The sequence below is a fragment of the Bradyrhizobium sp. WSM2254 genome (genome assembly GCF_000472645.1).
GTDB classification, from domain to species: domain Bacteria; phylum Pseudomonadota; class Alphaproteobacteria; order Rhizobiales; family Xanthobacteraceae; genus Bradyrhizobium; species Bradyrhizobium niftali.
Window position 1 is genome coordinate 40,092 of record NZ_AXAB01000039.1, and the last position, 25,819, is coordinate 65,910.

At 58.6% G+C, this 25,819-nt stretch carries 20 protein-coding genes and 5 pseudogenes; 10 read left to right on the forward strand and 15 right to left on the reverse strand.

Going from position 1 to position 25,819, the window contains the following annotated elements; genetic code table 11:
- Positions 1-303: 303 nt before the first annotated feature.
- On the forward strand, positions 304-1,722 hold the full coding sequence (locus tag A3M7_RS0126825; RefSeq protein WP_245284328.1) for an MATE family efflux transporter: 1,419 nt from the start codon (positions 304-306) through the stop codon (positions 1,720-1,722).
- A gap of 418 nt (positions 1,723-2,140) precedes the next feature.
- Here A3M7_RS0126825 and A3M7_RS0126830 read toward each other — a convergent pair whose 3' ends face one another.
- The 4 genes from A3M7_RS0126830 to A3M7_RS0126845 form a co-directional block, all read right to left on the reverse strand.
- Positions 2,141-2,827, reverse strand: a complete 687-nt coding sequence (locus tag A3M7_RS0126830) for an SDR family oxidoreductase (protein WP_027546696.1) — start codon at positions 2,825-2,827, stop codon at positions 2,141-2,143.
- Positions 2,828-2,918: 91 nt separating this feature from the next.
- Positions 2,919-3,785 carry a CmcJ/NvfI family oxidoreductase gene (locus A3M7_RS0126835; protein ID WP_245284329.1) on the reverse strand — a complete coding sequence of 289 codons (867 nt, stop codon included), beginning with the start codon at positions 3,783-3,785 and terminating at the stop codon, positions 2,919-2,921.
- Between the two features lie 502 nt (positions 3,786-4,287).
- Complete coding sequence (locus A3M7_RS0126840; protein WP_027546698.1) at positions 4,288-5,457, reverse strand: Xaa-Pro peptidase family protein; 1,170 nt, start codon at positions 5,455-5,457, stop codon at positions 4,288-4,290.
- A gap of 814 nt (positions 5,458-6,271) precedes the next feature.
- Positions 6,272-7,807, reverse strand: a complete 1,536-nt coding sequence (locus A3M7_RS0126845; RefSeq protein WP_027546699.1) for a porin — start codon at positions 7,805-7,807, stop codon at positions 6,272-6,274.
- Between the two features lie 456 nt (positions 7,808-8,263).
- Between A3M7_RS0126845 and A3M7_RS0126850 the strand changes: the two genes are divergently transcribed.
- The 4 genes and pseudogenes from A3M7_RS0126850 to A3M7_RS50680 all read left to right on the forward strand — a co-directional run bounded on the left by A3M7_RS0126850 (position 8,264) and on the right by A3M7_RS50680 (position 12,735).
- Positions 8,264-8,746, forward strand: a complete 483-nt coding sequence (locus A3M7_RS0126850) for a MarR family winged helix-turn-helix transcriptional regulator (protein ID WP_027546700.1) — start codon at positions 8,264-8,266, stop codon at positions 8,744-8,746.
- Between the two features lie 1,495 nt (positions 8,747-10,241).
- A complete protein-coding gene (locus A3M7_RS44985) occupies positions 10,242-10,634 on the forward strand; it encodes an ATP-binding protein (protein WP_049823706.1) in 393 nt (130 codons plus the stop codon).
- Positions 10,635-11,186: 552 nt separating this feature from the next.
- Positions 11,187-11,731: pseudogene (locus A3M7_RS44990) on the forward strand (transposase); the annotation flags it as partial.
- 293 nt (positions 11,732-12,024) lie between these two features.
- The gene (locus tag A3M7_RS50680; RefSeq protein ID WP_027546702.1) at positions 12,025-12,735 is read left to right on the forward strand and encodes a hypothetical protein; all 711 of its coding nucleotides are present in this window, start codon (positions 12,025-12,027) and stop codon (positions 12,733-12,735) included.
- 115 nt (positions 12,736-12,850) lie between these two features.
- Here the strand turns inward: A3M7_RS50680 and A3M7_RS47220 are convergent.
- Positions 12,851-13,033, reverse strand: a pseudogene (locus A3M7_RS47220) (acyl-CoA dehydrogenase family protein); the annotation flags it as partial.
- 370 nt (positions 13,034-13,403) lie between these two features.
- Complete coding sequence (locus A3M7_RS0126885) at positions 13,404-14,540, reverse strand: ABC transporter substrate-binding protein (protein ID WP_027546704.1); 1,137 nt, start codon at positions 14,538-14,540, stop codon at positions 13,404-13,406.
- A 90-nt stretch (positions 14,541-14,630) separates the two neighbouring features.
- Here A3M7_RS0126885 and A3M7_RS0126890 point away from each other — a divergent pair, with 90 nt between their 5' ends.
- Positions 14,631-15,251: a biotin transporter BioY gene (locus tag A3M7_RS0126890; RefSeq protein WP_245284330.1), complete on the forward strand. Its 621-nt coding sequence runs from the start codon at positions 14,631-14,633 to the stop codon at positions 15,249-15,251.
- A gap of 34 nt (positions 15,252-15,285) precedes the next feature.
- Positions 15,286-15,875 (forward strand): annotated as a pseudogene (locus A3M7_RS47225) (transposase); the annotation flags it as partial.
- Between the two features lie 55 nt (positions 15,876-15,930).
- On the opposite strand, the pseudogene A3M7_RS47230 reads toward A3M7_RS47225, so the two are convergent.
- The 6 genes and pseudogenes from A3M7_RS47230 to A3M7_RS45005 form a co-directional block, all read right to left on the reverse strand.
- Positions 15,931-16,095 (reverse strand): annotated as a pseudogene (locus A3M7_RS47230) (hypothetical protein); the annotation flags it as partial.
- A 95-nt stretch (positions 16,096-16,190) separates the two neighbouring features.
- Positions 16,191-17,411, reverse strand: a complete 1,221-nt coding sequence (locus A3M7_RS0126910; protein ID WP_027546706.1) for an NAD(P)/FAD-dependent oxidoreductase — start codon at positions 17,409-17,411, stop codon at positions 16,191-16,193.
- Between the two features lie 242 nt (positions 17,412-17,653).
- Entirely contained in the window at positions 17,654-17,977 is a 324-nt protein-coding gene (locus tag A3M7_RS0126915; protein WP_027546707.1) for a 2Fe-2S iron-sulfur cluster-binding protein, read from the reverse strand.
- Positions 17,978-18,052: 75 nt separating this feature from the next.
- Positions 18,053-18,463, reverse strand: coding sequence for a hypothetical protein (locus A3M7_RS0126920; RefSeq protein WP_027546708.1), 411 nt, complete (start codon positions 18,461-18,463; stop codon positions 18,053-18,055).
- Positions 18,464-18,635: 172 nt separating this feature from the next.
- Positions 18,636-19,073 (reverse strand): Rieske 2Fe-2S domain-containing protein, encoded by a 438-nt coding sequence (locus A3M7_RS0126925; protein ID WP_198033819.1) that lies wholly within the window; start codon positions 19,071-19,073, stop codon positions 18,636-18,638.
- A complete protein-coding gene (locus tag A3M7_RS45005; protein WP_049823708.1) occupies positions 19,070-20,206 on the reverse strand; it encodes an amidohydrolase family protein in 1,137 nt (378 codons plus the stop codon). The genes A3M7_RS0126925 and A3M7_RS45005 overlap by 4 nt, the downstream gene beginning before the upstream one ends.
- 581 nt (positions 20,207-20,787) lie before the next feature.
- On the opposite strand from A3M7_RS45005, the pseudogene A3M7_RS50690 reads away from it, so the two are divergent.
- A pseudogene (locus tag A3M7_RS50690) lies at positions 20,788-21,271 on the forward strand (transposase); the annotation flags it as partial.
- A 69-nt stretch (positions 21,272-21,340) separates the two neighbouring features.
- On the opposite strand, the gene A3M7_RS45010 reads toward A3M7_RS50690, so the two are convergent.
- Together A3M7_RS45010 and A3M7_RS51330 are read right to left on the reverse strand one after the other, a co-directional pair.
- Positions 21,341-22,030: an IS630 family transposase gene (locus A3M7_RS45010; RefSeq protein ID WP_156936988.1), complete on the reverse strand. Its 690-nt coding sequence runs from the start codon at positions 22,028-22,030 to the stop codon at positions 21,341-21,343.
- Positions 21,978-22,223: a helix-turn-helix domain-containing protein gene (locus tag A3M7_RS51330; RefSeq protein WP_156936989.1), complete on the reverse strand. Its 246-nt coding sequence runs from the start codon at positions 22,221-22,223 to the stop codon at positions 21,978-21,980. The genes A3M7_RS45010 and A3M7_RS51330 overlap by 53 nt, the downstream gene beginning before the upstream one ends.
- 153 nt (positions 22,224-22,376) lie before the next feature.
- Between A3M7_RS51330 and A3M7_RS0126945 the strand changes: the two genes are divergently transcribed.
- A complete protein-coding gene (locus A3M7_RS0126945) occupies positions 22,377-23,486 on the forward strand; it encodes an IS630 family transposase (RefSeq protein ID WP_027546710.1) in 1,110 nt (369 codons plus the stop codon).
- Positions 23,487-23,496: 10 nt separating this feature from the next.
- Here A3M7_RS0126945 and A3M7_RS0126950 read toward each other — a convergent pair whose 3' ends face one another.
- On the reverse strand, positions 23,497-23,706 hold the full coding sequence (locus tag A3M7_RS0126950) for a hypothetical protein (protein ID WP_027546711.1): 210 nt from the start codon (positions 23,704-23,706) through the stop codon (positions 23,497-23,499).
- A 686-nt stretch (positions 23,707-24,392) separates the two neighbouring features.
- Here A3M7_RS0126950 and A3M7_RS0126960 point away from each other — a divergent pair.
- Positions 24,393-25,178, forward strand: a complete 786-nt coding sequence (locus tag A3M7_RS0126960) for a hypothetical protein (RefSeq protein WP_049823711.1) — start codon at positions 24,393-24,395, stop codon at positions 25,176-25,178.
- Positions 25,179-25,819: the final 641 nt, after the last annotated feature.

The following is a 25,819-nucleotide window of genomic DNA, read 5'->3' on the forward strand; positions in this document are numbered from 1 at the left end:
AACTGCGAGATGTCGGTCATGAGGTTCGCCCATCCCACCTCCTTCATGTTGGGTTTAGCTTGAAGCTTGCGGAAGAATAATGCCTGTGATGTCGAAGCGATCGGGTAGGTAGCAGAACGTCCGCAAATGCGCCCTCTCCAGGTTCAGAGCTCCGCATCGCAAGCTTCGGCGACTATCCTTCTTGGCAGGTAGACGGATCGAATGCAGAGCCGAAAACTCGCTCAACGAGCGCAGACGCGAGCGCAAGCCGGGAATACCCAATTAACTCTAAGGAGTCACTTTTCCCCGACGCAGATCGAACAGATGAAAAGGATGAAAACCAGAGTGACTACGGCTCCGCAAGGTCGACCATTCAGTTTGATCGCCCGCCACCATTTCGCTGCTGAGTTAAGCGAACTCGTTCGACTCGCCACAACGATGGTTTTCACGCAACTCGGTCAAATCGCAATGATAGTGACCGACCTCGCGTTTATCGGGCGCCTTGGGCCTGAGGCGGTCGCTGCAGCAGGACTCGCAAGTCGAGTCTATATCGTTGGTTTCATGCTTGGCATGGGCCTGATGACGGCAATCGCACTATTAGCAGCTGAGGCATTTGGCGCCGATAATCTCGCCATCGCTCGGACCTCACTACGTATGGGCCTATGGGCGGCGCTTTTGGTGTCCGTACCGATTATGATGCTTCCTCTGCGTGGCGAGCAAATACTACTCGCTCTTGGCCAGGCTCCAGTCGTCGCGCAACAGGCCCAAGAGTATCTGCTTGGATTAGGCTGGGGCGTTGGCCCCGCGCTCTGTTTTGTAGCGATTCGTAGTTTCATGGGAGCATTCAATCGTCCGGAGCCGATCTTGTGGATCACGCTTGCGGCCATTCCTGTTAACGCATTTCTAGGCTATGTGCTGATCTTTGGAACACTTGGACTACCGCGACTGGAGCTATTGGGGGCGGGTGTCGCGACATCTTTGGTAAACTGTGCGACGTTGTTGGCCGCCTTATGGTTCACGACAATGTGTCGCCCCTTTCGGGACTACCACCTGCTTAGCCATCTCTGGCGCTTCAATTGGCCCTCGATGCGGCAGTTATTTGTGACTGGCGTGCCGATCTCGATCAGCATTCTTCTGGACTCCGTAGCTTTTTCTGCCGCGACGATTCTGATGGGCATGATCGGCACCTCAGCACTTGCCGCTCACCACATCGCGTTCCAAGTCTACGGAACGCTGATGGTGATTCCGATCGGCGTAAGCATGGCGGCCGCCGTGCGCGTTGCTCAAGCGGTCGGCCGCAACGATCGCTCAGGAACAAAGCGTGCCGGCCTTATCGCAATGCTTGTAGGTATCGTCGCAAGCATAATGTTGACTGTCGTGGTGGTTAAAGCCCGGGTAGAGATAACGATGTTATTTTTGGAGAAGTCGACCACCGGCGCCGAGGCTGCGGATCTCGTCTCGGTCGGAGCCTCCTTCTTCATTAGCTACGCAATATACATAATTGCATTGGGCAGCTTGCGCGGCCTGAGGGATACGCAGATGCCGCTTCTATTTGTCGCAATCGGTTATTGGATCATCGGTCTTTCGCTCAGCTATGTGCTGGGATTGAGAATGGGGTTTGGCGCCGTTGGCATTTGGATTGGCATGTCACTCGGAACGGCGGTTTGCGCCGCGCTTCTGGTTCTGCGTTTCCACCTGCTGACGCGCAGGCTTGCTGATCACAGCCGGTGCGGGAGCGAGTAGATTCAACGTGAGACGCGACACTTACAAAAGACAAAAACGGTTATTTCTCCTGAGGAAGGGCTCATGAGATGCACTTACTCCCAACTCGAGTTGGATGAATGACGCTCGATCGTGACTGGCACTCAGCCGTAAAGTGCGACCAGTTCGTCTTATAGAACGCTTGTGCTGAGCAAGACGTGAGCGTTACTTCACGCTTATCTGGCGGATTCCCACCGTCGCTTTCATCGCAAGAGAGGAACGACGGCTCTGCTTTAGCAGCAAACTTCGTTTTTTTGATTCACGGTGAAGCGCGCGCGATCTCGTTCTAGGGCGCGCGCACGGCCCGCAGTTCGACCGCCGATATTGCGGCGAACATCTGCACATCATGCCCGCGGAGACGGATCTTGCGTATCAATCGGTTAGGCTGAAGTGAGGCCGCTTACCAGCGTATCGCCACACCTCGGTAGTCCTGAAAAACGCCACTGGTCGCTGGCGTGAGCTCCGCGATCCGAGCAATAAGGCCGCGCGCGCACTCGTCAGCCGATATGAAAGCAACCTCTCCCTTGACCATCTCTGTTTGCACATAACCAGGGTTTAGTAACGCGACCAGGATTCCATCTCGAGCCCAGGCGCGCGACAAGCCACGCATGCCATTGTTGAGCGCCGCCTTCGAGGCCCGATAAGCATACTTGCCGCCCCCAGCGCTGCTCGTCGAGCCCATAATGCTGGTGATTGCCACCAGCTTCTTCTGAGTGCTGTGTCTCAAATTGTCGTACAGGGTCTGCGCGATCAGCATGGGCGCCAGGGCGTTGACGCGCATCGTGGTCATGTAGCCGACGGCCTCGATCCGGTCGGCCGATAGGCCGCTGATTCCGGCATTATTGATGAGAATGTCGATTGGCTGATCGCCCAGGGTACGCTTAAGGGAGGCGATCGAGGACTCGTCAGCTACGTCCAGTGGAATGATCCGCACGCGACCGCCGGATGACGCGGCGAGCCCTTTGAGGTCGTCGGCCTTTGCTGGATCGCGGCAGCACGCAAAAACCTCGGCACCCTCAGTCGCGTATTGCTGCGCAAGGGCAAGGCCGATGCCCCGATTTGCGCCCGTGATCAATACTGTGCTCATCTAAGGAACGTCTCCCTCCACCCGCACTGCCGCAAGCCCCGCCTATGAACTTGCGTAGTGATCTCAATTATAAGAAACCGCCCTCAGCGTCTCAGTCGTAGTACACGAAGAAGCGCGCCTCGACACTCCTGCGGGGTTTCGCATTTGGATAAGCGCGACGATTGTCGAACGCCGCATGAGCGGACCTCGGATTGTGATCGTCTTCGGAATCGTACCCCTTAAAAAGAGCGAACTCCTCCGAGGTCATCTCCGGGAAGTAATACCAGCGGTGAACTGGACTGTAGTGAACAAGCCATGTCTTGTGCTTGACGTCGTATTTCTCGTAAACGGTATCAACCAAGTCCGTATCGAGAACCGAGTTGCCATCGCAGAACGCCAGGGGAAAATCCTGCGGAGGCTCCGAGAGAGCATGCCAAGCTTGAATGATCATCAATCGAGAATAAGCCCGGATCGGAATGCCCTGGAGTTGGTCCTCCCGCGCGGCCATCATCGGGCCGGCGATCGGCGCATAATCAATATGAGCAAAGCCGGCCACATAGGGCCTGACTAGACCGGCTCCCTTATCTGCCGGCGGAACAGAATTCCCCTCAGCAGAGCGGATGATAACCGCTTCTTGCTTGGGTACGACCCACGAGGCTTTGAAGTAGTCCTTGATGAACGGTACCATTTCTTCGAGATACCTATCGCGCATGACCTCCGGATCACGCTCGATCGCACAGGAGATCTTGTGCTGAACGAGGGTAAAGCCTTCTCTGTCGAGAGAAAGTTCGTCCACAATCGGACGCGCGTCGCGTATGGTGACGTCATAGCTCACCAGGGGCCCATCGGAGCCCGGCACGACGATAGCTGGAGCTTTCTCGCCCGGCGAGCGTCGAGCAAAGGCGATTTGACCTTGCACCGATTTTAGCTGATCACGATTGATTTGCGCCGTCGACGAAACTCGCATCGCCGCTCCCATCTCTTTTCTCCGCTCCAGAGAAAGAATCTAAACGAAGATTATAGCGGAATAGCTGCGAAAATTGGGGCGAAGATGCCGAAATTCTTCAGGAAGGACAGGAACGCTCGATCATTGCCCCGGTTCGCCCTAACTTGATGCGACCAGCCATGATAGGCTAGGACGATCAGTAGTCGAGGCGGCCAGCTCGGCGCATGAGCTTGGTATGATCAGCTTCTCAGCGCGAAAACCACGTCGAAGCACAGGCCGCAACCATCCCGACGGGGTGATCGACAGAAGGCGAAAATGGATCGACCGAGGCCCCCTCCCCATAAACCGGAGGCGGACCGGAAAGAATCGTCAACGGATCTCGCGAGTGCGCCGAAGCAGAAGCAGAAGCAGAGCGGCCGCCGTCAAGGAGGAGCTGTGAGCGGTGCAAGCATCCAGCGAGCGTAATGGCAACCTCCCGAGGGACGTTGCCAACTTCGGCGCGGCAGGCTCCTGATCGGAAGAGCCCGCAGTCGAGTTAAATTTCGAAAATTTGACGCGGCACCCGAGTCAATACGTCAGCTCCCGAGTCCGTGACGCGGAATGTCTCGCTGAGAACATAGCCGAAATCCTCGTCCAGCCAGTTGCCTAGCATCAGATGGAAAGTCATGTTGGGCTTCAGAACGGTCATGTCTCCTTCCTTGAGGCTCGTGACCGCTTCGTTCCAATCGATGCCTATGCCATAGCCGCACCGCGATTCTTTCTGAAAACCCAGCTTCTCGATTGTCCGGTTGAACGCTTGAGCGACATCGTTGCAGGTTGCCCCTGGTCGGACTTTGTCTAGCGCGGCTTCCAGGCCAGCTACCTCGGCCTCATGCAGGCGGCGCAGCCGGTCGGAGGGCTTGCCAATCGAAAAGGTCCGCATGACTGCCGCTGTATAGGTATGACGCACGCCGCCAAGTTCGAGATTGATCTGTGAGCCCTGGCGAAAGACGTCGTCGCTCCAGGTAATGTGGCTTGTTCCGGCGCGTGGTGAGGAGCACATGAAGATATTCGCGATTCCCGTTCCGTGCTTTCCATTGGCGCCGCGCGCCAAGGTCGACAGGATCTCAGCGATCGCGTCAGCTTCATGCACGCCGGGTCGTATTACGTCCGCCGCACGCATCATACCCGCATCGGCGATAGCAGCTGCCTCTCTCATCAGAGTTATCTCAAGATCGGACTTGATAGTTCGGATCCACGTGACGACATGCGTGCAATCCACGATCCTAGCGCTCGGCAGTCGCGCCTGGAAGTTGTTCGCCGCTCGCGCTGGCAACTGCCCCAGTTCAAGTCCGATCCCGCGGGTCGCAAAGTTGGCTTCCTGGAGGAAATCGATGACAGCGTCGTAACCATCTTTTTCTGGGTTGCCAATCAACGCTTCGGGATAGCCAATGATTCTGTTCCGCTCCAGAAACGTCAGATGAATAGCAGCTGGCACGTCCATAAGACGCAGGATGAACGTCGGCTCTTCTTCGTGAACCGAAATCACAAGCGCTTGCGGGACATACGCGGATCGTGCAGTGTACCCCGTTAGATAATTAATACTTCGGTCGAAGGTAACGACGAGCGCTTCGATCTCCCGCTTGACCATTTCTGACTTCACCGCGGCAAGCCTTCGCAGGTACTCCGTGCGCGGGAACACCTGCGGTCCTTTGCTGATGGTCATTGTCTTAGCTCCATTTGTGTTTTGCTATTTGAGGTCAACAAAAGTTCGACTTTGAGGCGAGCGCGCCGCCTTGTATCGGCTCTCGAAGATCGTGTCGGTCGCGCCCCCTTTTGGGGAAGCTGGTGTCGCTTGTCACCGCTCAAAGCTTGACGCCTCCAGTCAACATTGGGCCAAAACCTTCGCTTCCTCGGAGCGGCCTGCACACTGGAGAGACCTGGCTTTACACTGGAGAGACCTGGCTTTCCTCGATTGATTCTCGCGGCTGTCCACGAGCGGCGCTTCCACCACCCATTGCGTGATCTGTCGGTCCGAATTCGTTCTCTTTTGTTCCAAGGACTTCGTCGCTCGGCCCTGCGGATGCTTGCGCCGGCGCGCTCTGGACGGGATAGCTCTGTGTGCAGCCGCGCCAGCTCCAGCAAAAAGCGCTCGCGCGGAAATCATCCCGCCCTCTCCTCTTACTGGAGGCTTGACTATCCCCATTACTGGAAGCTTGACTATCCCCAAGCGCCCAAAGCTGCAAAGTTCATTTCGAACAATTAGTACTGGCCGCTGGGGATTTGCATTAGGCGATATCGCCCTTCGCAGAGCAGTAATTCTGCGCGCAAGCAGCAAAACGCGAAGCTTTACTTCGTCAACGTCCTGACCGAGCAAGCCACGAGAGCTCATCGATTTAAATTTGTCGAGAGTTGGGCTACGTTTAAGTGGCTAAGTTTTGAAAAAGGCCCCCGGCGGGCATGCCGGAGGCCTTCTTGGAGGTTAAACCTAGATTTATAGAGCCGTTCTGTTTTCTCCTTCAGCTAGTTGGACAGAAGACTTACCAGCTACGCTGAGCGCGCAGCAGCAGCACGAGACTGTTCTGGTCCTTTAGCTGATACGTAGCGCCCGGCTTGGCGATACCGGCCTGCACCGGCAAGGTCACGGTGCTTCCGCTGGCATACTTCTGGTCGAGCATCGAGTATGCGAGATCAGCCGAGAAGGTCAGGTTCTTGACCGGTGTCCAGCGCGTAATCACACCGACGACCCCGTAGTTGAAGTCGGGGTTGCAGCCAGCAACGCCGCTCGATAGCGCGAGCGTTGCGGTGAACGCGCCGCAGATGTAGCCCTTCGCCGTATTGTTGTATCGCACAGCAGCCCACGCACCGTAGACGGCGGTATTCCACTGCGGATTCCAGTTGTGAGTGTAGGCGCCGTTGAAGCCGTAGGTCGTGGTCAACTCCTGGCCAGAGCCGGCAACGAACACGGAATCGGAAACGCCAGCCAAACCGATGCTCTGATAAGCGCCGGGCAGGCCCGTACCACCATACATCGCGTAGGTATACGACGTGTACGGCTGGAAGTTGTATCCGCTTGCACCGTTTGTGTAGACACCCTGGATATTGATCGTGTCACCCGCACCGGTCGGGATATTCTTGACCGACAGTGCAAGCTGACCCGCCCAGCCCCACTTGTCGGCGGGATGACCGGTAGTTTCATCGACGCCATAGTAGCCAGTATGGTTGTCATGCGCCGCGACCGAAGCCTGGACGAGGCCCCAAGCCTGGTCGACACGAAGCGCGGCGACCAAATCCGGCGTTCGCACAGCGCCGATGTCGCCAGCACCGTACGCTCCGGTGGCGAGACCCGCCGCCGTCGCGCCGCTCACGTTCCAGATGTTGGTCGTATATCGGACGACCTGGTCCTCGGCCGAGACGCTGAACGTGATGCCTTGGCCGAAGTCAGCGGTGTAGGCGAACTGGTTCACCGCGTCCCAACCCGCGCCGCCCGGCAGGCCGTCGAAGTTGTTGCCCGGATAGTTTGTCCAGGGAGAGGAGAACTGCGACTGCGCCCTGCCGATCGTGAAACCGGCGAACTGAATGAATGCGTAGTAGATGCCGAGCGAACCACCCGTGATCGAGCCGGAGCCACTCGTGCCCACCGCATTTCCATTGTAGGACGTCGAGCCATTCACGGCACTTGTGCCGGCGCCCGCGTAGCCACCTGCGGTCCACGTAAAGGCCAGGTCGGCATAGGTGCGAACGACGCCATACTCGGTCGCCGTGCGCGTATCCATGGCGAGATCTGCACGCGATCTGCTGGTGTAATAGTTGCTGAGGCGGTTGTGGGCGGCGCCAATACCGTTGTTGGCCGTGTTGAAGATGGAGTTGCTACCCATCAGCGTTTCAGCGCGGACGTAACCACTCAGCTTGAGGCAGGTGTCGGTGCCCGGGATGTAGTAGAACCCCGCACCATACAGCGAGCAGATCTTCACATATTCGATCGCCTTCGCCTTCATCGGCAGATCGGCTGCCTGCGCCCCGGCACCTACGAACATTGCCGCAGAACCGAGGATGAGACTCTTTGTTAGTTTCATGGAAAAACCTCCAGATTGAATATCGTTTCCATCAGATCCGCCGCGACGAGCCTCACCCCATTGGGCGGGTGTTGACGGAACGACTTCGAGGCGCCCCCTCTCCGTCCCTTCCCGTATAGTTCTCGATATCAATTGCTTCAATTAATTAATTTGGAGCAGTAGTTGTTCATTGGATCTCGTTGCTATTCGGCAACAGAACCGCATTACAGTGCTAAATAAACACCAAAGAACCCCCAGGGGGCATCCCGGAGGTTCAACTTGGAGATTTCAACATGACCGCGGGCAGAAGAGGCCCTTCGGTCTGGGGAAAGAGATATCAAGTTGCTTATAAAAGTCAATTAATTTCTCGCATGACTGCCATGCCTCGTCAATTCGTGTCGAGACGTCCACGCGCATTCCCGCTAATGATGCGCGGCGCGCCTGTCGGGGCGTGCGGAGATTTGGCGGGAAGATCAAATGGGCGGAAAAGATCAACTGGATAGAGCCGTTAGGGACTTCATCTGGAACATCGTCGAAATCCACGCTCAACTCGAGGAAATACACAAAAGTTGGGGGGAGATGATGGGGCTAAGCGAACCCCAATGGTTGATCCTGATGGCTATCGACGAGCTCGACCAAGGTCGTGGGGTGGCTGGGGTAACGGTCGCAAATAAGCTGCGAATCCACCCTGCCTTCGTGACGAATCAAACGAAAAAGCTCGAGGAAATGGGGTTTTTATCTCGCGTGACATCCCCCGACGATGCAAGATTCCTGCAGATGTCTCTTACCCAAAGGGCAGAGGCGGAAATCATGAACCTGTCAAATAAGAGAGAAGCCCTTAACTCGACAATGTTCGCCGGGCTCGACGAAGCATCGTTTGATTACCTCAATAAACGACTGGCCTCGATTGCCAAAAATAGCCGATTGGCCTCTCAAAAGCTGAGTATAGGCGTTCTGTAGCCTACCCCCCCTCGATGCCGGGCCTTATCCGCACGCCCCTTCTCGATTGCCGTAGGTCGTCGGTTGGACGGAGGGAATGGGCCAATACCTTGACAATGGGCTGCCCGAACCGTGCTTGAGCTTTCGCTCCAGCCAGCCAAAGACGCAATCGTCCGAAGTCACGAAATTCTCGATTCGCTTTGAGGAAGACCAACTCGTCCGCAGCGTGACCAATTCGAGATCTACATGCGCCTTCCTGCAGTCAGCCTGTAGTTTGACCGCCTCTGACGCGCTGACCGCCCCACATCCACCGACGAGCACAAGGACCGGGCATCTCAACTGCCGCACCAATCGCGAACGACGGACGGACGCTAGATCCTCGTCTACGAGGTCTGCAGTCCCGGTCATCCAGCGGACAGATGCCAGGGTCCTGGCCCAATTCCAAAGCCCGCCGTCGCAGACTGCCGCAGCGATGCGCTTATCAGACACGGCGAAGTCCGTGGCTAGAACCGCCGACAATCCGTCTCCATAAACACCAATTCGAATGGGATCGACGTCCGGCCGACCTGACAGATAGTCCAAGCAGCAAGATAACAATGTTTCTGCTTGGCCGCGCCAGTGATTCGAGACGTCGTCGTGAGAGACAACGAGAATCGACATCCCCCGGTCCGTCACAACGGGCAAAACTCTTCTAAGTAGCGTCGTTCCGAGTTCTTCTTCATTGCTGATACAAATGACGGAGGGAACACGTAATTCTGGCCCGGCGGCGGACACAAAGTAGGCCTGAAATTCCTGATCACCGTCCGCAATTTGTACGCGCTCGAGTCTCAGTCCCATAGATCCGAGCCTCTGAATGGCCGCCTCGAATTTCGTGGAAACTTGGTCACGCTGTTGGGGGTCTTCATCAAGTCGCCTGGCGACTTCAAAGGCAGTCAGTGCGCTAAGCCAGGCTTCTGTCGCCTCATCAAACGCGCCTCCGCCAACGCGAAGGTCAGCGACACGACAATGAGCCTCTCCGATATTTGTCCACGATGTGGCCCAGACCTGCCGGCCTATGAGACGGTCGATGACGTCGAGATTGTCGAGAAATGCCGCGGCATCACGCCGCGTGGACGCAAGATCGCCTCTCACGTAATGCCAAGCTGCGCACCTCATCCAATTCGCCCCCTTGGTGCAGCTCTGCACCCCCCCGAAGATTCGCCACACTGTCAGAGTTGCTCGTGGAGATTTCTGCGAGCCGCCGCTCCGGTCTACCGATCTTTTCTTCATTGTTTGGGCAAATATTAGCGATCTTAGAAGGCGAAGTTCTCTGATTTGAGGGGCGTCCGTTCGGAAATTCTGCACGTAACGACGCGATGCGCAGCTTTTTCGCGTGGTGGTAGTTGTCGGTTTTGCACTGGACACCAAAGTTAACATCGGCGCTCGTGTGTGTTCCTTCAATCGGCGTATCCAGCAGACTTGACGAGGGTAACCTCGCCGAACCGCCGCCGCACCCGGTTGTGGCCGGTAGCGACCGGTGTGGACGCATTCGCCACGAAGATTATCCTCCCCCCTCTCTTCGTACTTCGCCACCGTCGCCCCATCGACCCCAGCGCTGGCCTGGCCAAGGCGTGGCGAGCGGCGCCTGAACGAGAAACTGCTCGCGCTGACGGAGCCAAAGCTGCTGATCATCGACGAACTCGGCTACCTGCCGCTGGAGTCCGACGCGGCGCATCTGTTCTTCCAGCTGGTCAGCCGCCGTTACGAAACCGGCGCCACGCTAATTACGTCGAACCGCAGCGTTGCCGAATGGGTTCGCGCGAAGCGAAAGAGCGGCCTCAATAAGCCGCCCGCCGCTGACGGCCCTCCGGTCGGCTCCGCCTCCCTCCGTCCTGTCAGCGGCGGAGCCAACCTTCAACCGACATCATGAACCGAGGGTGGGGCAGTTCATCATGACGCAAATGGGCAGTTCCGGATGGCATTCGACACTTCAACTCTGACGGTAGCTCCGGCAGTGCCTTGCCGCCGCCCCCGCTGGAGACCAATCGGGCCTCTTGTGTTCCGATGATTACATTCCTTGCGTGATCCGGCCATCGACCCCGACGGAGCGGCATCATCTCGCTATCGATGACGCCCCTACTGCCTTCGTGGAACGCACTCGGCCACCGCGAACATCTGCCTTTCGAAGCTCATTCCCGCGCCCCGCATGGCTCCGTTTACACTCCAGACTCGCGTTGCAGCGAGGCCCGCAAGACTCGGTTCCGGCTTGTCCGCTGCGTCTTTGGCCGATCGGACTTGCCCCCCACAAGCAATCATGGGTTCACATGACGTCCTACCAGATGGTGGTGTAGCTGGTTGAGCGAAGTTGCTCGCGAAACGAGCCATCAATAGCGCCGCAGCGAGCGAGCGGCTTCGCAGTGGTCACCGATGATTCGTCGGCAATGTTCGGGTTGCGACACCAACCCGTTCCGAGGAGCCATCGATGAACGACGACATGACGAACCTGCGCGCTCGTGGAAAAGTCCCTGATACCGATCTGTCGCGCGAGATGATCGGTTTCGCCGCCCACCGGCTGATGGAGCGAGGGCGAGGGACTGACGGGAGCGACTTACGGCGAAAAGAGCCAGGAGCACCTGGCGCAACGCAACCGATATCGCGATCGGAACTGGGAGACCCGTGCCGGCACGTTCGAGCTACGCATCCCCAAGCAGCGCAAACGCTCCTACTTCCCCGGCTCCCTGGAGCCGCGGTGGATGGCCGAGAAGGCGCTCACGGCAGTGGTGCAGGAAGCCTACGTCCAAGGCGTCTCGACGATCTGGTGCAGGCCATGCGCATGAGCGGCATCTCCAAGAGCCAGGTGTCGCGGTTGTGCGCCGAGATTGACGACAAGATTGAGGACTGCAGTGGCCGCTCGAAGGCGCTTGGCCCTATCTATGGATCGACGCCACCTACGTGAAGGTTCGCCAGAACGGGCGCATTGTCTCAGTCGCGGTCATCATCGCGGTCGGCGTCAACGGCGTCGGTCGCGAGCGGACGCGACCGTTGAACGTCTGCCAACGAAGCTTGTCAACGCGCAAAATGCTCGAGTAGTGGTTCTTGATCAGCTTGGGCCAGCTGCGTCTGAATGCGCCTGTATTGAAAACCGAGAGAGTGTCTCAGATCGATCTTGGCTGCTTGAAGGTTCTGGGGTGGTCTTCGCCCGGCTCCGCAAGAACAGACTTAATCATCGAACTTTGGTTCTCCCTATAAGACGCAGAATTTCGGCTAGATTAGCTAGCCTCTTCGAAGAATTCCGCCCCAATCGGCGCTATGGTTGATCCATGACCTTGCACATGCCCCCACGCTCTCTCGGTATCCTACACCTCGAACGCGGACTTCCGCCTGGGGCCACGCCGCCGACCCCAGCCCCTGGCTCAATACTGAGTTCGGCGACGTTCGACTTTCCGATCATCTCGGAAACTGTCGCGGGAGCTTGGGTAGAGAACGTCGTCCGTGGCGATCCGGCGCTTGAGCCGGCATTTATTGCGGCCGCCCGGCGGCTGGTCGAACGGGGCGCCGTCGCGATAAGCTCGACCTGTGGCTTCTCTATCCGGCATCAACCGGCGGTGGCGACATCGGTAAGCGTGCCCGTGATAATGTCGAGCCTGCTTCTATTACCGGCCCTGCTCCGTCAGCTGCCACCACGCGCCAAGATCGCGGTCCTGACCTATGACTCGACGTGTTGTAGCGAAGATTTGCTCGGGATCGAGGATCGTGCCGAGCGGGCAAGGATCGTGATCGGTGGCATCGAAGGGGGCAAGTTCTGGCATGACGAGCTGAAGCGTCCGGCGCCACCGCTTGATGTCGCAGCGATTGAGACAGATGTAGCCGCCTGCATCGCGCGTCTCCGTTCCGCACATCCGGAGATCGCAACCATCTTGTTCGAATGCGCGGCGTTTCCGATTGTCGCTCCGGCGATTCGCCGGATTGCGAAGTTGCCAGTGTATAGCATCACCGACCTCTGCCGAATGACGATGGCATCTATAGCCTGACATCGTTCCTAAAGCACAGGGAGAATGGGAGCCGCGAGTTCAGGGTTAGGTTAAATGGAGAGCGCATTCCGCCAAGACCGCCTTCGCGGGGAGCCTAATGTGGCCGCTTTCCGCTCTACTTCACCGGACCGATTGTGAAGTTCAGTCTGGCAATAGCGCGGCAGTGGACTTCTTCGGGACCATCTGCCAGGCGCATAGTGCGCGTGGACGCATAGTCACGGGCAAGCCCGGCCTCATCGGAGGCGGCGCCGAACGCATGGATTACCTGATCAATGATCTTCAGCGCCATTCGCGGGGCAGGTTCCGAGCTCCGTGCAGAGCGGCATGAAGAAAGCCCTGCAAGAATCTCGATGGCGCCGATCCGGGCTGTCGCGGGCCGTCGAAATGCGGTGCCAAGTATGCGCGCGCCATTGATTGCTTGGACAAGGATCGCGACGATCTGATGGCGTTGTATAACTTCCCTGTCGAGCCCTGAGCACTTGCGGACCACCAATCCGATCTCGAGCATGTTCGCCACGGTGGGGCACACGCCGCCGAGCGCCAAGCTGATAGCGCTCAAACTGATCGATGCGTCAGCCCAGTTGAGCGCTGGAGCGCCCCGCAGGAGTAGCAGAATTCAAATCCCGCTTCCCGCGAGGACCCCGCTCAGCCAGTAATTGCGATAAAGCTCATTGCGTCCGCCATGTAAGAAAGCGCTCCTGGACATGATCTCCATTGGTCTTGCCGTCGGGGCGCTTCTCCACGAGCCAGTTGGCGTCATCAATGATGCACTTCACAGCGTTTTGCGGATCTACGCTGACCAGCGGGATAATTTTGGGCGGCAGGTACTTGACCTGATTTGCATTTGGCCCAGGGTAACCGGTCGCCTGCGTCCACGCGGCCGCAATCTGCGCGCGGTTCAAGAAGGCGAGCAGCTTTTGCGCATTCGCCGTGTTGGGGCCGCCGTTCAGAATCGTCATGTAAGTGTAAGTGAGGTAGCACCCCTCCCAGACAAATTTGATAGGCGCTCCCTGGTGGATCGCGGAGATCAGACGGCCATCGAAAGCGTCCGCCATAGTATATTCTTTGTTGATCATGAGTTGTGTCGCCTCACCGCCCCCGGTCCACCACTTGGCAACATGCGGCTTGATCTCGTTCAGCTTCGCAAACGCGCGATCGAGCTTGTCATCTGTCAGGGGCCAGATATCCTTGTGTGCGACACCGTCGGCCAGGAGCGCAAATTGGATGGCGTGCTTACCGCGAAAGTCAAGCCCTCTTGGTCCCGGAAACTTCTTGATGTCCCAAAAATCCGCCCAGTTTTGTGGGCCGGCTTCCGGAAAGACGCGCTGGTCGTAAGAAAGCACGAGCCCGGACGCAAGTCCCACGACCGCGTCTTTGAAACGCGTATGCGGCGGCGTGCCCTCAAGCGCTTCTTGATCCCAGAGGCTGTAATCGATTGGCTTGAACATCCCGGCTTCGTGCATTGCCGGATAGGCCTCCGCCTCGATATAAGCAGTGTCCCAATCGACGCGGCCAGCCTGGTGCATCGCCTTGACCTGGGAAGCGGCCAAATCGCCCACCACATCCACGACTTTTATTCCGGTCGCCTTCGTGAACGGCTCGTAGACCGCTCGCCGAACACCTTCGGTAAATGAGCCGCCATAGCTGAAGACGACGACTTCGCCGCTGCCGGCGAGCTTTTCCTGGGCCCAGGCATTAGTGGGCTTTGCAACAAATGGTGCGGCGAGCAGGGTCGCCGCCGACTGAAGTACTAGGCGGCGGCTCGCGCCACCGACTGAATGTTTCCCGGAATCCGATTTGGTCATGGCGTTCTCCTCCTAGTATGCAGAACTACGGTGTTCAGCCTATGATTATGAGCGTAGCTAATCCGACTCGCACAAAGAGCGCACAAATCGGTGGGAATCGAAGAAATTCTGCAAAGGTCACCGCCGAGGCGTGGCTTTGTATACATCACGGTGCCGATGTATCCCGTCCCGGTGACCGCGCAGACCTATGCCATTTTGATGGTAGCGGCCCTCTATGGATGGCGGCTGGGCACGTTGACGGTAATGGCATGGCTCGGCGAAGCGGCAATCGGAATGCTCGTTCTTGCAGGCGGCGCCGGCGGCCTCGCCGTTTTCGCCGGCCCGACCGCCGGCTCCATCTTCTCTTGGGCCCTGATCACTGCGCTCGTCGGCTGGCTTGCCGAGCGCGGCTGGAACGGCAAACGCCCGACTCTGGCATTTGCCGGCATGCTCGTTGCCAGCCCCTTTGCCTCGCCTGGGTGCTGCATGGCCCGCCGCGTTCATCGGGCCCGAAAAGGCGGTCACCGCGGGCGGTCTGCCCTTTCTTCCCGGCGACTCCCTCAAATCCGCCTTGGCCGCGGTCGCCCTGACGTTGCTCATGCGCAAAGTCGGGGCGTGACGGTCCGTCTGCGCGCCCATCACCTGCTCTGCATCCTCACCTATGTCGGCAAGTGCTATAGCGCCAGCTCTACCGCCAACTATGACGTGATCGCGGGTGACATGCTCCCCTGAAATGTCCTCGCTTTGAGGTTAGCCTGTTGTCCGGATGACGAGACTGGCAACGAAGCGATCGAGATTTTCCGACGAGCAGATCATCGGCATTTTGAAGGAGCACCAGGCGGGGCTTTCGGCGACGGAGCTTTGCCGCAAATACGGAGTGAGCGACGCGACGTTCTACAAGTGGCGCTCGAAGTATGGCGGCATGGATGTGTCGGAGGCGAAGCGGCTGAAGAGCCTCGAGGAGGAAAACGGCAAGCTGAAGCGTCTGCTGGCCGACGCCATGCTCGACGTCTCGACCTTGCGCGAGATGCTCGGAAAAAACTTCTGACGCCTGGGTCGACGAGGACCGCCGTGACCTGGGCGATCGAGAGCAAGGGCTATTCGCAGCGCCGCGCCTGCCGGCTCGTCGGCATGGAGCCGCGGGTTTACCGCTATCGCTCGAGCCGACTGGACGATGCGGATCTGCGCAGGCGGCTGCGGGAGTTGGCCGCCGAACGCCGGCGCTTCGGCTATCGCCGGCTGCACCTTCTGCTGAAGCGCGAAGGCGTGGCGGTGAACTGGAAGAAGCTCTACCGGCTCTATCGCGAAGAGCGGCTGACGGTGCGCAAACGCGGCGGCCGCAAGCGCGCGCTCGGTGGACCGAGTTCCAGTTGCCGAATGCGGCCGGAAGGTCACGCCAAGGCGATCCGGTCCTCGTGATCCAGAAGATACCGTCCAGAACCCTGCGATCATCCTGCGGCCGTCGACCACCCCGAGATCGGTTCTCTATCCGGAATGGCGCAAAGAGCGCCCATTCCTCGTCGCTCATCAGGCTTCGAATCAACGCTGACCTCTTCAAAGGACAGCCTTGAATCATGCGTCAGAGAATTTCGGAATCCTGTTTGTCCATACCACCTGGTCTCGGACCTGAGTTGGAGAGGTCAACACAGCATTTGTTAGCCGCCGATACGCTCAGGATAGTGCGCTCTTGAGATCGAAACTCTCGTCCGCGGCTCTTTCCGGAGTGAGTGAACGGTCCATCCCGAGCAGGCGCCGGCCAAAGATGTGATCCGATGCGCGGTTGACCGACTCGATGCCCACAAGCTTGCCGGATTTATAGCAAAACACTGAGAACGCCTTTCGCGCGGGATCGCCGCGCAGAACAACTTGGTCATAGCCGGTTGTCAATCCCGCAATCTGCAGCTTGCTGGCGCCTTGATCGCTCCAAAACCAGGGTTGGCCGTCATAGAGCTTCCGGTCGCCGGCCAAGCGTGCCGCCACGCAGCGCGCGTGATCCATGGCATTCTGCACGGACTCCAACCGCAGTGAGCCGCCAAATCGCGAGCTGGCGAACAGCGCGCAATCCCCGATCGCTGAGATGTTCGGATCGGCGGTCAATAGGTATTCGTCGACGACGACGCCTGACGCAACCGGCAGACCAGATTCCGCTGCGAGCTCAATGTTCGGCAGAACGCCGACGCCGACCACGACCAAATCGGCCGCCAAATGCCGACCGTCACGCAATGAGACGCCCGTCACCTTGCCTCCATCAGCCTCAATGCCGGTGGGGTGCACGCCGAGATGAATGCGGATGCCAGCCTCGCGGTGCTGCGACTGGAAGTAGTCAGATAACTCGGCCGTCACGACGCGCGCCATGACGCGCGGCGCGAGCTCGATCACGTCGACCTCCAAACCTTTGACGCGCGCGACGGTGGCGAACTCAAGCCCGATGAATCCCGCGCCGATAACTACCACGCGCTTTCTGGATGGAAGAAGGTCGCGCAAGGCCGAGCTTTCATCGAGGGTGCGCAGATATCTTACATCGGGTAGGTTGGCGTTTGGCAGATCCAGCAGGCGATTGCGGGCACCCATTGCCAGCACCAGGTGGTGGTAGTCGAGCGAGGCGCCGGACGCAAGAAACAGCTTGCGGTCCAGCCGGTCAATCGCGACGACACGGCTTGGGACCAATTCGATGCTCGCTTCACGATAGAAACTCTCGGGCCGGAAAAGGAGGCTGTCCTGGCCTACGGAGCCATTGATATAACCTTTCGAGAGCGGCGGCCGCTGATATGGCGGATGCGTCTGTTCATCAATAAGACAAACACGCCCCTTGTATCCGAACTGGCGCAAGGATGCGGCGACGTGAAAACCTGCATGGCCCGCGCCGACGATAATAACCGGTCCGTCCGTCATCGAATTAGCCGCAGGAGCCCACCACAGAAGCTACCCATGTCGTCTTCTCACCAATTTGGCTTGCGGTCCTCGCAGGCGGCGGCACTCGAAGCGAGTCAAGCTTTGCCCTCAGCCTTGTGGGCCGGAAGGCCTTGAAGTAAAGGTTCATCAGCCGGTGACGGAACCGATTCCTTAGGACCTCTCTCCGTACTGGCTAGACTGGTTGACCTGTTAACTCGATGGCGATGCTGCATCTGCATGGGTCAATATTGGCTGTCTGGGACGTACACGATCAGGCCCTCAAGATCGGCGCTCACGTTAATCTGACACGATAGCCGGCTGTTTGCCCGTCGCGGACTGGCCACGAGATCGAGCATCTCGTCCTCGAGCCCGTCCATTGTTTCCAGTCTGTTGATATGATTTTCGTCGACATAGACATGACAGGTCGCGCACATCGCGTTGCCACCGCATTCCCCCACGATGCCCTCGACGCCATTCAACACGGCACCCTGCATCACGCTGGTACCGCTCTCGATGTTAAGGGAGCTTCGGGTGCCGTCTGCGGCCACGTAGTGGATGAGGGTCATTTCGGTTAAATTACTCGCGGATAGTTGCCACGCCCTTGCGATAGAAACGCCTTGGCGAGCTGAATCGTCACCACTTCAAAGCCGCCCCCGCAGGATCGACTGACCCGAAAGCGAAGCCGGCCGGCAGAAAACGTTCGCGGGTGGCCGGCGGCGTTCGACCGTTGCCAAGACCTGAGCTCCGCCGTTAACGAGCAGCGCGTCGGCCTCGTTGTGGTCAAGTAGGATTATGTCGCCGTCGCCATTGACAGTGAATAGCACCTCGCCACCGCCCTCCTGATTGCCGATCTGCCACCAGCGCCGCGCTAAAAAAACTTCGTCCGGCCAGGCGAGCATCGCCAACGCACGGCGATTCTCGCAATTGACCACCTCGAGACCGAGTTCTTCCTCGACCGCTCCGCCCGCACGTTGTACGAGCTTAGCAAGATAGGTAGTCCTGCCGGCCCGCTCCTCAGCATCGATCTGTGTCTCGACGATGACGACGAACATAAATGCTCCAATGGCAACAGCTTGATTCGTCCGACCTTCTGCACGGACGTAACAGTATCAGCCGTTACGGGAATGATTGCAGCTCTTGCAACGGTTTTTCTTCGGGACCATGTCGCCGCTTCCTTCCCGTGGCTGCCGTCGACGGCCGACCACGGCTCGGTCAATAAGGCGCTCAGCCTCCACCCAGGCTCACGCGCACCTCGCCATCGACAACCTTCACTCTGCATTTACGCAGACGCATCTCCTTCGGAGCAAGGCAGCCCCCCGTGACCAGATCAAACTCGAGCCCGTGCCACGGGCAGATGAGGATTTCACCATCCCGGCTCCAGTGGAATTTCCAGCCCGTTGTGGCGTTGCAGCTCATCTCGCCGCCCACCGGGCCGGCGCATACCGGCCCGTATTGATGCGGGCAAACATTGATCAGAGCATGTAGATTGCCATTGACGTTGAACACCCCAACTTCCTGCGAGCCCACCTGAACAATCTTGTGCGAACCGGGCGGAAATTCGCTTGCCAGGCCGACTGGATACTCGACCGGCGTCCGAGGCGACTGCAGCGTCTTCGTCTGGGCTTCGGCAGCGCGCTCGGTCATCTCGTGATTGTCGCTCATGCTCGCTGTTTCTCCCTTTTCGTGAGCCTCTCGGGCATCGGCAGATTGAAGAGGCTGAGCGCGTTCTCGCCCATGATCTTGCGCCGCTGCTCCTGCGTCAGCGGCAGCCGCGCTAGACCCCTCGGATGGTCGAAGTCGTGGTGCGGCCAGTCCGAGGCGAACAATGTGCGTTCAGCGCCGCCGTAGTGCTCCATCGTCTCGACCAGGTGCTTCGGATTAACCGGCTCCTCCAGCGGCTGCGTGGCAAACCACATCTGCCGTTTCATGTAATCGCTCGGCCGCTCCTCCAGGAATGGCACCTCCCGGCGCATCTCCTGGTGATAACGGTCCATGCGCCACATCATGTAGGGCACCCAGCCGACGCCGGCTTCGGTGAAGACGATCTTGAGCTTCGGGTAGCGCGCTGGCACGCCGGTGTGCATCAAGCTCGTGAGGTTCGCCATCATCGCAAAGGCGTGCCCCAATATTTGGCGCCCGAAGTGGTTATCGAACTGATTGAGTTGAGTAGGGAAGACCGGCGAGACCACCGTCACACTGTGCAGCATGACCGGAAGGTTCGCCGCCTCGGCGGCAGCCAGAATACTGTCGTAGCGGCGATGGCCCCAGAGCGGCTCGACGCCGGCGGTGGGCAGGTAGACGGCGACGACGCCCGGCGTACCAGCGTAGCGCTCGATCTCCTTGGCTGAGTCCTCCGGGTTTTGCGGACAGGCCATGATGGCGCCGTAAAGACCGCTACCCTCGCGAAGCCACTCGGCTACCAGCCAACGGTTGTAGGCACGCGCCACGGCTGTGGCGTAGTCGGCGTTCGCCAGAAGCGCAAAGAGAAGCAGGTGATCCGGCAGCAGGACGCCGTAGTCGACACCCAACGCATTGAGCTCGACGCGCATCGCTTGCGGCGTGTTAACACTCCTATGCCCATGGCCACCGGGCAGCGGCGGACACTGATTGAAGAAGGGCGAGTAGCCGGGGATGTTCAGGTAGTAGGGGTGCGGGTTTTTACCGAGGATCTCAAGCGACTTGCGCCACGGCATTTCGCAATAAGGTGCCAAGTACTCCGGAAGATCGTTGACGTGAACGTCACAATCCACAACGACCATTCCATCTGGCGCCATTTGGCTGGTTTGTACAGACATGGCTCAAATTCCTCCATCATGTAGAATATTTGATGATCTCATCGACCTCGAACTTGCCTTAGCAAGCCGTACCGGCCCTAATACGGCGACATCGAGTCTCCTTGTGCCGCCTGCTACCTCCTATAAAGGCCGCATTCATTCTTCGCTATCCTAGCACAATGGCCGCATTTGCCCGCCGCTTTCGAACACTTGAGGAGCTTTTACCACCTGGCGAAACAGGGAAACCGTCAAATTCTGTTTGGCCGCGCGTAAATTCGGTGGATGGCCAAGGTTTGACGCAGCATTTCTTCGTGGAATTGCCTTAGGCGATAACGTGACCCACCCGCGAGAACCTGCTGCCCTGTCGAGGGCCGAAGAATGGAAACATGGCGATCAGGCATAGAGTGTCCAGCAAATATCTTGCTTGATGAGGAGCTCGACATCCTCAAATGCGATGCGGGCTCCTTCCGCGGAGCTATTGGGAAAGTGGGTGATGACGGGTTGAGAGGGGGGCGCATCGAGGCGGGTATCGAGCCTGCCAGAACCTCTCAAGGAGAGCGGTGTGCGATGAGCAAGACTCATCCTGAACTTCCGTCAGCCTGCGCAGTTCGACGGGTCGCGACAACCGCATATTAGCATGTTCGTCGAGGGCGTGTTGTGGATCGTGCGGACTGGTGCGCCGTCGCGCGATCTGCCTGAACGGTGAATGGAACAGCGCATTTTCGGCCCTTCGGTCGGTGGTGGTCCGCTTCTTCCTGGCGGTAGGCTAAGCCGACGATGCGCCGCAAGCCCAAGCGCTCGTTGAGAGGCTTTCAGCCGAGGTCGTGATGGCCGATGCGGCCTACGGCTCCGATGCGTTCCGAACCGCTATTGCCGCCACGGCCGCCCAGGCGGTCATTCCAAACAATCCCTCGCGGACGAAGAAAATATCGCTCAACAAGAGCCCATCTATGCCGAGCAACACCTGATCGAATGCTGCTTCTCGAAACTCAAGCAATTCAGACACGTCGCCACACGCTTCGAAAGGGCCGCCTGAACTATTCCGCCGTCGTCGCAATCGCTGCAATCCTGCTCTGGCTAAGGTAATTGTCCACACCGCCTAGCTAGTCCACGGTGCCGATGTGCGAATGGATGCTGCCGGGCAGACCTCACTGCTCAAGCGCCTGCATATGCTGCAGCACTAGTTAGGGCGTCGACGGTTCTCGCCTGGGCTTGGCGCAACAGGTCTTTGAGTTTTGCGATGGCCATCTCGATCGGATTGAGATCGGCGCTATAGGGCGGCAGGAACAGAAGGCGCGCGCCGGCGCCGGGGATGAGACGCGCAGCCGCTTCATTCTTATGGCTCGACAGGTTATCGAGGATCACCGTGTCGCCTTCGCGCAGCACCGGGACGAGGATTTGCTCGACATAGGCGAAGAAGCACTCGGCATTGATCGGCCCATCAAGCACAAAAGGCGCAATCAGCCCCTCACAGGTCAGGCCGGCAAGAAAGGTGGTCGTCTTCCAATGTCCGTGCGGCGCATGGCCGAAGGCACGTGCGCCGACGTCGGCCCAGGCGTAGCGACGCGTCATCGCCGTCGTCGTCCAAGTCTCCTCGAGGAAGATGAGCCGGTCGCCGAGACTGCTTTGCGCGCACTGGCACGCTTGCCGGCGCTCAGCGACGTCGGACGATCCTGTTCGCTGGCGTGCACGGCTTTTTTTGAAGCTGATCCTCTCACCGGCAAAGAAGCGCGACAGCATCGACTTGTGGGCTTCGACGCCATGCCTGCGACGCAGGCGCTCGGCGATCGCATCAAGCGTCAGATCGTTCTCCTTGCCCCCGAAGTTCCAGGAGCCAATCCCGATGCGGCTTCAGCACTGAACGCCGGTCCCCGCCGGTCGGCAAAGCCGCCGTGCCGTGCGTCTCCTCGAACGCCTTCACCCAGCGGATCGCGCTCGCGATTCCGACCCGGAATATCCGAGCCGCCTCGTTCCGCGAAAGACGATCCTCAACGACGGCCTTGATCACTCGAATGCGAAGAGCCTCTCCATGCGCCATCCTCGCCGGCCTCCTCCCGGCCTCAAGGATGAATCACGCTTCGCTCCCTTTGGGGATCCCTACGATTCAATTCAACCCAACTGGCGCTAGTCATCTGGAACGCAAGTTCGTCACATTAGTTGATAGCTCGAATCTCTACAGAGGAGAGTGCTCGTGGCGAATGCAGGTGAGCGAGGCCGGCCGATCGCGCCGCTGGTTCTTAGCCCGCAGGAGCGGGCTTACTTGGAGAGGCAGGTTCGTCGTCATCGCGTTGCCCGATCGCTATCTGAGCGCTGCCGCGCGATCCTGCGGTGCGCGGATGGCTTGCCAAGCAAGTCGGTAGCTGCCGAACTCGGCCTTCACGAACACACGGTTGGTAAGTGGCGCCGCCGATTTTTGAAGGGCCGCTGTGATGGCCTGCTTGACGAAGCCCGCCCTGGCCGTCCTCGAACCATCAACGACGATCAGGTTGCTGAGGTAATCGAGCGGACATTGCGTACGACGCCGCGCGACGCGACGCACTGGTCGATCCGCTCGATGGCCGCCGAAACCGGCTTTTCTCACACCACGATCCGCCGAATGTGGACGGCGTTCGGCTTGCAGCCGCACCGCAGCCAGACATTTAAACTGTCGAGCGATCCCCTATTCGTCGATAAGGTGCGCGATATCGTCGGGCTTTACCTGTCCCCACCGAACCGAGCCCTTGTCCTCAGCATCGACGAGAAGAGCCAGATCCAGGCCCTGGATCGCGAGCAGCCGGTCCTGCCGATGATGCCGGGCGTGCCGGAACGTCGCACCCACAGCTATGTGCGGCATGGTACGACCACGCTGTTTGCCGCGCTCGATGTCGCCTCCGGCTTTGTCATTGGCAAATGCTATAAGCGCCATCGGGCGGTCGAGTTCTTGAAGTTCCTCAAAGAGATCGACGCTCAAATCCCTGAGGGGCTCGCTGTCCATATCGTCATGGACAACTACGCCACCCACAAGACACCCAAGATCAAAGCGTGGCTCGCTCGCCGGCCGCACTATCATGTCCACTTCACGCCGACTTCCGCGTCATGGATCAATCAGATCGAGCGCTGGTTCGCTGAGCTCACCAGAAAGCAAATCCAGCGAGGTGTTCACACCTCCGTCAGGCAACTCGAGGCCGACATCCGTACCTTCATCGAACTGCACAACAATAACCCGAAGCCCTTCAAATGGACAAAGTCCGCAGACCAGATCTTGGCTTCCGTCAAACGCTTCTGCCACAAAGCCCAGCAGACTTTATGTGGCGAACTTTAGATTCACGTGACTAGAGCGAAGACTCCTTATTGATCTCTTCGGGCATGACGCGGCCGCCGACACTGCGCAGCGCCGCCGCCGGGCCCATCGGCGTGAAAAGGTCCGTCGCGTAATCCATCCGGTTGAATCGCTTGCGTCCCAGCTGGGGCCCATTACGGTCGAACCGCAGGCCGAGGTTAAAGAGCTTGCCGTCGCGCACCTCGGCGGCCGCATTCTTCAACGTCTCCGGCCCAATGTGATTAAGCGCACCGCGCTGGTCCGCTTCGCCTCATCGCCCCCAGTTGCGCAGCTTATCGGCCAGATAGTCAAAATTGACGGGCCGCATGGCAGCCTCCTTTCCAAGTTGGAAATCCTTGACGAGCACCCCGAAAATGAGATTTCGGGCCCACCCACGATTTCTTCTGCCTTTGCAAATTTGCTTCGTGCTCCGGTGAAGACACCCATACGGATATTTCCACTCACATTTGCGGGCTCATCTCCATGCCCCGCCAGAATATTACGGGCCCCACAGAGTCGAAGCTGCTCTAGTCAAGTGGACGCAATATCGAAAACCTGCAGCCAACTGGAAGACGATGCAGCTTTTTCACGTGCCCAGCGTTGGGCCTCAGGATGTTTTAGCAATCAAAGGCAGGTTTACCTTTTCAGGGGAGGCGTGACGCCCCCCTCCGGGCCGAGATCAGCGCGAGACTAAATCCGCGCCGTCGGGGTCTGCTCAATTCTCTAGCTTGCAATCTGCGGCGCACGGCCGACTCTTGCAGTATTTATCCGCGGGATACGAAATATTCGTCGCATCCGATGCTGAAATGATTTTAATATTGGTCGTTTCCCGCGAGGGGCTGGCCTAGCCGTCGGTTGAGCCGACTGCCGCGATCTGTTGTTGGCCCATGTGGAAGGAAGGTCCGATAGATGAACCATATTCAGCTCAGTCAACGGAAGCTCCCGATTGTTTCGCGGCGGCCGAACCAGGCGTTCTACGGCGCGCCCGTTGGTATCCTGAGTCTTGAGCGGACGGGCAGCGATACCTTCGACCGCCCCTTCATTCCTGGGACCGTCGGCAACGCCAGCACTTGGAGTGTGCCTGTTCGTTACAAAACCATACCAAGTCTTTCCTTTAGCAAACTTGTCTCACCCGATGGCGACGATTACGCGTCGGCCGCGGTCCAGGCGGCTGTCGAGCTCGTGCGCGAGGGCGCTCAAATGATTACGGCGCACTGCGGATTCATGATCCGATATCAAGACCGTGTCCGCGCTGCCGTCGACGTACCCGTGCTCCTTTCTCCTCTTCTTCTCATTCCATTGCTCGGACAGATGCTTCCGCGCAACAAAGCGATCGGTATCATCACCGCAGAAGCGCGCTCGTTGACTCCAGAGGTGTTAGAATCGGCTGGGTTACCTGCCAGCTCCGACCGTGTGGTAGTAGCCGGCCTAGAGAATGCGCCTTGCTTCGCGGCTTTTCTTACCGCTAGCGGCGACCTCGACGTTGGCGCCGTCGAGAAGGAAACGGTTGACACCGCGGTCGCTCTCCTGAACGAGCGGCCCGACATCGGGATGCTGCTCTTGGAATGTTCAGAGTTGCCGCCCTATGCGGCCGCGGTTCAACGAGCTACCGGCGTCCCGGTCTTCGATTTTACCTCGATGGTTGAGTTTGTCATTGGCGGGTTGATACGAAAGCCATTCACCGGAATCGACTAAGTTGCGGTCTCATTGAGTTGCGAGACAGAGGTAGGATGAGAGCGGAAAGAGAGCGACAAGGAAGTTTCCTGGCTAACTTCTCGAAGTGCCTTGGGACCCGCCGCAATTGCTTGATTTTGAAGAAGAATCGCTCGATCTATTGCTGATGATTGGGCGGCCCAACACGTTCTGACGGTTGGTCGGAGGGCACGAAGGCGGGGCAGATGGAGTGGTCGATCACATGTTGCGTCATCTATTCGAGGCGGCGAGCTCAGGGCTCTCCGGTCAGCAAACCGCGACGCACTTAGACCCCTCAAGAAAACCTCCTGCGGCGCAAAAGCGAGAACGTCGCTTCACTCGCTTGTAGTGGTGCGATAGATTGTGGCGCGTGCATTCAGCGTGCATCCCAAGACCATCGCAGTAATTCTTTGGCGGCAAGGGGCACAGCAGGATTTCGTCCCAATATATATTGTCTCGGCTGTTTGAGGAGACTTCGCTCTTTATAGCGCGTCGCTTTTGCACCAACTGCCCAAGTCCACCAAGCTCGCTATCGTGACAGCCAATTCGAGTCAGCTGAGCGAAGATTTGCTCGGGGTTCGGGACCCTGGGGACCACTCAAGGATCGTCATCGGCGGCATAGAGGACGGTGAGGTATGGAGAAT